We start from the raw sequence: 6,570 nt of genomic DNA, 5'->3' as shown, positions 1-6,570 counted from the left end.
GCGCTCTTTGGCAGGAAACCAGCCACCAACTCGGCAGGATTTCCAAGCTGAAACGGCCTACGAATAGTCGATCACACACAGATGGCGGCGAGCATCTGCGCGGCGGCCGCGTATTCCCGTTCGTCCTCGCCGTGGCCGAGAGCCAGGTTCGCTTCGTAGGTGTCCAGGCCGGCGTCCTGAAGCGCATAGCCGTCGAGCTTCGAATACAGGCCGATGCCGCGGCCCTCCTGGCGAAGGTAGAGCAGGAACCCGCCGGTGCCTGCGATCTGCTCGACCGCCTCCCGCAGCTGCGGTCCGCAGTCACAGCGCTGGCTGCCGAACACGTCCCCGGTCAGGCACTCGCTGTGCAGCCGGACCAGGGGACCCTGGCCCGGAGCCCCAGGCAGCAGCGCCTGCTCCCACTCTCCCAGCGCGAGCAGCAGGTGTTCTTTGCCGTCGGCCAGACCCATGAACGTCAGCACCTCGGCGGTGGCGGTGAAGCCGTCCGGCAAGCGCAGTGGAATGGTGACCTGGCTGCGGACCGTGGCTGGCGAGGCTGCGTACAGCGCGGCTGTCAACTCGGACAATACGATCATCTCAGGTCCAACCGGGGCCCAAGCATGTGGGGTCCAATCCGAAGATTACTTGAAGATTAAAGTTAACGGTAACCATGCTTGGTTGAAACTGCAAGTGATATGACGCCGCTGCTGGTCAGCGCCCCGCCGGACTCCTCGCCGCTACTGGAGCGAAGCGGTCAGGCGCGCCAGGTTGTCGAAGGCTTTCTGGGACACAGGCCGCCGGATCCAGTCCTCAAGCTGTTGCTCACGACTTTTTTCCCGGTACCCGTCTTCGATTTCACGGATTGCGTCCACAAATCTGCGCCCGTGCACAAGCACGGATACTTCCATGTTGAGGTTGAAGGAGCGGACATCCATGTTGCTGGAACCGATTACGGCAACCTCCTCATCGATGGTGAAGTGCTTTGAGTGCAGCACCTGGGGAGCGCGGTAAAGGTAGATCCTGACGCCTGCTCGGAGCAGTGCCTCGTAGTAGGAGCGCTGCGCGTGGTAGACCATGCTCTGGTCTCCGACCTCGGAAACGAAGAGCTCGACGCTAAGCCCGCGACCGGCCGCCGTGACAATCGCCATCAGGATGGATTCGTCCGGCACAAAGTATGGGCTCGTGATGCTGACCCGGCGTTCGGCTTTGTGGATGAGCGTGGCGTAGAGCTTCAGATTGTTGTCGTTGTCGAAACTGGGACCGCTGGGCAGGACCTGCGCGTCAATGAGCCCAGGACCTTGGTTGAGGACGGCGGCACTGGAATTCAGCGGCAGCAGGACATCCGTTTCGCTGTACCAGTCAGTCGCAAACACTGCATCCAGCTCGCGGACAACGGGTCCTTCAAGGCGCATCATCAGCTCGTGCCACTGGAGACCGCGCTTCAGGTTGCCCTTCTTGTTATAGCTGGCGTCGATAAGGTTCTGCGAGCCGGTGAATCCCACGCGGCCGTCGACGACGAGGATCTTCCGGTGATTGCGCAGGTCCGGCCTCTGCCATTTGCCTTGCAACGGCCGCAGCGGCAGCATCGGGTGATATTCCGCGCCTATGTCCTGGAGGTATTTGATGGTTTCCTTACGGCCGGGAAACATCAGCCCGGCCAGGTCATCGGACAGCACTCTGACGGCGATGCCCCGTCCCGTTGCCCGAGCCAGCGCGTGGAAAAACGGTGCCGTGGTCGGATCAAGCACCAGGATATAGAACTCCACGTGCACGTAGCTCGTGGCAGCATCTATGTCCGCGATCATGGCGTCGAAGGTGCCGTTGTAGTCGGGCAACAGCGCCGCGCTGTTGCCTTTGACCATGGGCAGCGCCCCCAGGTTGCCGTTCAACACCACCGCCGAATGCAGCCACTCCGGCCAGTCGTGCCCTTGGCTGATTAAGGGGCTTCCCGCCGTTCGCGCCAGGACCAGTTCATTGACTTCCCGCTGTTTCTCCCGGCGCGACCTGGGCAGTTTCGCATAGCCGACGAGGAGATACGCGACTGCTCCAAGCAAGGGTATGAAGATTATGGCCAGCACCCAGGCAATCGCAGAGGACGGACGACGATTCGTCGACACGAGGACAGCTGCGACGGCCACGAGGACGATATGGGCTGCCAGCAGGAGCAAAGGGATAGTTTCGGGGTTCTGGAAGAATTCGCGCACCGGTATCTTGGGGCCTTTCTGCTGGCGACGACATACGTCCCCCGGAGGGGGAGGACCACAACCGATTTCAGACCAGGATTCTGCTCTTTATCCTCGCAAACTCATCAGGGCTGATGGTTCCGGCGTCCAGGAGAGTCCTGGCTTTGAAAATCTCCCCGGCGGGACTCGCTGTCGCGACCTTGCGAATATACGAATCGGCGGCTTCCTGGTCCCTGCGGGGCCGTTCCACCGAGCGCTCGGCCATGCCGTCGCCCCGGGCGGCCAGATACACCAGCAGTGTCACGAAGGGCAGGAAGCACGGGAAAAGGAGCCAGACCGCTTTCCACCATCCGCTCAGCCCGTGATCGCGGAAGAGACCACCAACGATCGCGAATACGCCAAAAAGGTAGGCGAAGAAGACACACGCGGTCAAGAACCACCAGAAGATATCCCAAAAGTTCTCCCAGAAGCTCATGAGGTTTCCCTGCTTTCAAGTATTGCGGCGTCGGGGTGAGCGCAGATCCGGCATTGCTGTCAGGCTTTGGACAGATTCCGCCGCGACGGCGGGTCCTTGGCACCCGATGGGCAATTCGACGGCTGCCCGAGTGCGATGGGACCCGCGAGGATTTGGTTTAGCCGTGACATTGGTGGCACCTTTCCGAGCTGGGCTGTCCCCGGTAGCCCCACCAACCAATGGCAGGTACGACAATTGTTCGCGACTTGCCAGGTATGGCCATCATCCGGGGCGGGTGAAAATACCCAAACAGGCACCCTTGGGCACGACAGCTCAGACGATCCCGCGTTCGGCCGCAGTCTTCAGTGCATCGCGCCGCCCCGCCGCACCCAACTTTCGGTAAATGGACCGTTCGTGCGTCTTGACCGTATTCACCGAAATGAACAGCGCCTCGGCAATCTCAGCCGCGGTCATCACTGAACGCATGTAGGCCAGGACCTCACGTTCGCGGTCCGTGAGGGTCCAGTACGACCTTGTCCGGAGGTGGGGTTGGATTTTCGCGTGGCGTGCCATCCGGGCCGCGATAAATGACTCATGGGTGGTGCCCCATACCGCGTGCCGGATCAGCAGTTCCGCGAGTTCGCTTGTCCGCTCGGCAAAGGGGCGCAGGATGGACTGGGGCTCGGCCCGACGGACCGCATGTTCTATCCGCTCGTGTGTCGTGGCCTCATCCCTTTTCCCGTGGGCCAGAAGTGCCTCGGTCAGGCTGATACTCGTGTCGAGGTAGCGGTTCCGGTGTTGAAATTTCAGTTCCCTGGCGCAGCGCTCGGCGGCGCTGACCTCGCCCCCGCGGCGCAGGAGTTCTGCGAGCAGCGTGTCCACCAGTGGCGCATGCCCCCCGGAACCCAACGGCTGCACGATCGCCAATGCACCGTCCACGTCGCCCCCGGCTTCGGCGATCTTTGCCCTCGCGATGGTGTGGAAGGCGTTCCACGACACACCGTAAAGCCCCCGATCGTGGAAGGCATCCAGGACGTTGCCGGAGTCAGCAAGATGCGATTCGTCGCCCGTGGCGCAATCAACCAGGATCCGGTAAACAACACAGACCGCGCCGAGCGTGGACAACTTGGTCCCTAGACGCAGTGCCTTGGCAAGGTGGGCCCGTGCGCCCTTCAGTTCATCTCGCCAGTAGCACGCAATTCCGCGGGCCAGCCAGGCAGCCGCCATCCGGTCCTGCGAGCTCCAGTCCAGCTCATCTGCCCACTCCAACGCTAGCGTTGCCAGTTCGTCAGCAGTGACGAGATCTCCAGCCACGGCATATGCCAGGGCAAGCTCCGCCTTGGCGAATATTTCCGCCTCCTCCAATTTCATATCGCTTCGGTTGTCCACTGCTGATTCGAGCAAGACTGTGGCCTGATACCCAGTGCGGTGCAGCCGGAATTCGGCTTGGGCAACCAGGAACAGCGCTGTCGAGTAGGTGGCGGGATGGCCTTCGGCGGGGAAGTCGGGAAGTGGCCCGCCGTCGTCGGCCGGGGGGCGCGGATCCAGCCGGCTGGCGACAGGCAACGGCTCAAGGAGGCTTCGGCAACCCTCAAGCATTCCCCGCCGGACGGAGTCCAGTTCAGAGGTGCGCGACAACGCACGTTGGCTGAGTTCCGAGGCGCCGTCATTGTCCCCATCAAGCGCCCGGCAAACGGATCTGACCATCAGCATCTCGGAGTCCTCGCTCCAAGGTGCCGGCAGATCGAGACACAATTGCTCAAGAGCGGGAGGCCCATTCCGCAGCAGGAACTCAAGCCAGTGCCTCCCGATTGACATGACAGCCTGCCGGGGCGCATGCCCCTGCAGCGCTTGGTTCACCCCCTCACAAACGTCCGTGTCCTGGTAGTACCTTGCCGCGACGCGGTGGAGACGCTCGGCGAGAAGCGGGTCCCGGCGTTCGAGAATCCGGCGGCATTGCGCGGCGAACAGGGAGTGCCACCGGTACATTGATTCACCGCCGCAATATTCGAGCTCCTCGATGAACAGACCGTTACGGAGGCAGGTCTCCAGCAGCAGGCCGCCGTCGGGCTGGCCGTGAAGCTCGACGGCGAGCCGGCGGCCAAGCCATTCACACGTCGTGGCGCGCAGGACGAAATCCGCCAGTTGCGGGTCCAGTTGCTCCAGTACTTCCTCCGCGATGTAATTGGAAAGAGGAAGGTTCTCGGGCGGAGTGTGGGTGATCCTGCCCGGCAGGTTACGGGCCTGGGCCAGTGCGGTGAGGCTCGCGTGGACGGCGACCGGCCATCCGTCAGTCAGCTCCCAGAGGGGCCCGGCGTCGAAGGATGCGTCCTGTCCCAGCGAACAGGCAACCTGGGCGACTTCATCCTGCGTGAAGGCGAGTTCTGCAGCACAGAGCTCCCCGAGCCCTTCCCCAAACCTGTGCCTTTCCAACTGAATCGGGGGATGGCCACGGCCGGAGAGGATCATCCGTAGCGTCGGCGGCGCGGAGGCGGCGAGCACTCCGACGATCCCGCCAGCCAGCTCCAGCCCGGCCAAGTGGAAATCGTCGATGACCAGCGCAATCGGTTCCGTGAGCTGTTCAAGGGCGCCGAGCAGGACGTCATAGGACACAGCACAGTCGTCTGCGAGGCCCTGTTCCAAGGCCAGCAGCGCACTGTTGCCCGGCAACGGAAGCTGACACGCCGCAGCCTGGATAGCCCCGACCACCCCGTGGAATAGCCTTGCTGGCTGGGCATCGAATCGGTCAAGCGACAACCAAGCGCAGGGCAAATCGGTGGTACGGGCCCAGTCGCCCAAAAACGTGGACTTGCCGTACCCGGCCGGAGCTGTGATCACGGTCAGGCGGTGAGCATCCGTGGCCACCGTCAAAGCGTCGCCCAGCCGCGGGCGTTCCAAAGCTCCGAGACCGCGCAGGGGCGGCCGGGTCTTGGATTGCGGACCAGGCACAAATGCAGACATTCGAGTCATTCCCACATATTCCATCGTAGGAGCCCGCAATTTCGTCCGACAGGGGCATAAGGACCTTGTGCGGTGGTCTCCATGGCCCACAATTCCGGCCAGGGCCGCGATGCCGGCACATGCCATCTATTTGTATCTGCGCGGGAGTACCATCAGTCATGGCCGCTAAGCAGGGGAGCCGGAAGGATCCGGTTTTTGTCCGTGAACTCGATAAGGCCGCCAGACGCCATGTACTCATCGTTGCCATCTTGCGGATGGCGGGCTTCCTGGTAATAGTCCTCTTGTTTTACTTCGCTATTCCGGTTGGGGGGTTCAATGAGAGCAACCCCGCCGCCGCCTGGATCCGGCTTGGCGGTGTCTTGATCATTTTTCTGGGCGCGTTGGCCCTTCAACTCCGAATGATCATTGCGGCCGAGGTGCCCCAAATCCGCGCGGCCGAAGCTGTCGTTGAAACCGTGCTGATGTTTCTGTGCCTCTTCGCTTTGCTTTACATGTCGATGTCGACAACGGACCCGTCGGCATTTACCGAGCCGCTGACCAAGATGGATGCCCTTTACTTCACAACTGTCACGTTCGCCACTGTGGGATTCGGCGACATTACGCCGGTGAGCCAGCTGGCCCGGGCAGTTGTGACGGTTCAGATGATCGCCGGACTGGGCGCCCTGGTCCTGGTTGCCAAGGTCGCCTTTTTCGCGGCGGGTCGGAGTCTGCACGGCTAATCCCCTGTTTCTGCAAACTGCCGCCCCTGCACCGGACCGGCCATCCCCTGTTGCGCCGGAGCGAAACGTGGGCTCACCCCGAACGGATGAGCGCAGACCCCAATGCTCGGGCAGTTCCCCTGCCGGGGTCAAGCAGTCCCGGCAATGTCCCCGCTGACATCCGCTGCGGCCATCCGGACAGGATTCTCGACTGAGTGAAGGGCCCTGGCGCTCCGTCCGGTCGCAGCGCGGATTTCCCGTGCCGAAACGACAGATCACCCCGGGTGGGTGGGGT

5 protein-coding genes are annotated in these 6,570 nt (G+C 62.5%); 1 reads left to right on the top strand and 4 read right to left on the bottom strand.

Annotated features, from left to right (window positions below; all coding sequences use genetic code 11):
• Window positions 1–71: 71 nt before the first annotated feature.
• The 4 genes from ribA to BJQ90_RS11570 all read right to left on the bottom strand — a co-directional run bounded on the left by ribA (window position 72) and on the right by BJQ90_RS11570 (window position 5,577).
• On the bottom strand, window positions 72–575 hold the full coding sequence (ribA, locus tag BJQ90_RS11585) for a GTP cyclohydrolase II RibA (RefSeq protein WP_319004628.1): 504 nt from the start codon (window positions 573–575) through the stop codon (window positions 72–74).
• A gap of 141 nt (window positions 576–716) precedes the next feature.
• Window positions 717–2,153 (bottom strand): cardiolipin synthase, encoded by a 1,437-nt coding sequence (gene cls, locus BJQ90_RS11580; RefSeq protein WP_413463673.1) that lies wholly within the window; start codon window positions 2,151–2,153, stop codon window positions 717–719.
• Window positions 2,154–2,250: 97 nt separating this feature from the next.
• Window positions 2,251–2,637: an SHOCT domain-containing protein gene (locus BJQ90_RS11575; RefSeq protein ID WP_226760407.1), complete on the bottom strand. Its 387-nt coding sequence runs from the start codon at window positions 2,635–2,637 to the stop codon at window positions 2,251–2,253.
• Between the two features lie 312 nt (window positions 2,638–2,949).
• A complete protein-coding gene (locus tag BJQ90_RS11570; protein ID WP_226760406.1) occupies window positions 2,950–5,577 on the bottom strand; it encodes a LuxR C-terminal-related transcriptional regulator in 2,628 nt (875 codons plus the stop codon).
• A 158-nt stretch (window positions 5,578–5,735) separates the two neighbouring features.
• On the opposite strand from BJQ90_RS11570, the gene BJQ90_RS11565 reads away from it, so the two are divergent.
• On the top strand, window positions 5,736–6,296 hold the full coding sequence (locus BJQ90_RS11565) for a potassium channel family protein (protein WP_226760405.1): 561 nt from the start codon (window positions 5,736–5,738) through the stop codon (window positions 6,294–6,296).
• Window positions 6,297–6,570 lie beyond the last annotated feature (274 nt).

This window comes from Arthrobacter sp. SO3 (assembly GCF_020532825.1).
Taxonomy (GTDB): Bacteria; Actinomycetota; Actinomycetes; order Actinomycetales; family Micrococcaceae; genus Arthrobacter.
This window is presented reverse-complemented; position numbering and strand designations above follow the sequence as displayed.

What these genes read in the sequence shown, in the direction of transcription:
- ribA (WP_319004628.1), bottom strand. Translation starts at nt 575, where the DNA reads ATGATCGTATTGTCCGAGTTGACAGCCGCGCTGTACGCAGCCTCGCCA.
- BJQ90_RS11575 (WP_226760407.1), bottom strand. Translation starts at nt 2,637, where the DNA reads ATGAGCTTCTGGGAGAACTTTTGGGATATCTTCTGGTGGTTCTTGACC.
- BJQ90_RS11570 (WP_226760406.1), bottom strand. Translation starts at nt 5,577, where the DNA reads ATGTCTGCATTTGTGCCTGGTCCGCAATCCAAGACCCGGCCGCCCCTG.
- BJQ90_RS11565 (WP_226760405.1), top strand. Translation starts at nt 5,736, where the DNA reads ATGGCCGCTAAGCAGGGGAGCCGGAAGGATCCGGTTTTTGTCCGTGAA.